1 protein-coding gene is annotated in these 472 nt (G+C 41.9%); it reads left to right on the top strand.

The window, feature by feature from the left end; translation table 11 throughout:
- Positions 1 to 471, top strand: a 471-nt coding sequence (locus HMPREF2897_RS08925) for a CHAP domain-containing protein (protein WP_141751296.1), incomplete at its 5' end; no start/stop codon positions are given.
- Position 472: the final 1 nt, after the last annotated feature.

The raw sequence follows: 472 nt of genomic DNA, 5'->3' as shown, positions 1-472 counted from the left end.
TATCAATCAAATAACACGCAATCACAAAGAACAACTCAACCGACTGGTGGTTTAGGCGCAAGCTATTCAACATCAAGTAGTAATGTTCGCGTTACAACAACTTCTGCACCATCATCAAACGGTGTATCTTTATCAAACGCTCGCTCAGCATCTGGTAACTTATACACTTCAGGTCAATGTACATATTATGTATTTGACAGAGTAGGTGGCAAAATCGGTTCAACATGGGGTAACGCAAACAACTGGGCAAACGCTGCAGCACGTTCTGGTTACACAGTAAACAATTCACCAGCTAAAGGTGCAATCTTACAAACGTCACAAGGTGCATACGGACACGTAGCATACGTTGAAGGTGTAAACAGCAATGGTTCAATCAGAGTTTCAGAAATGAACTACGGTCACGGTGCAGGTGTTGTCACTTCACGTACAATCTCTGCGAGCCAAGCTGCTTCATATAATTATATTCACTAAT

The organism is Staphylococcus sp. HMSC065D05, from assembly GCF_001813195.1.
GTDB lineage: Bacteria > Bacillota > Bacilli > Staphylococcales > Staphylococcaceae > Staphylococcus > Staphylococcus epidermidis.
This window is presented reverse-complemented; position numbering and strand designations above follow the sequence as displayed.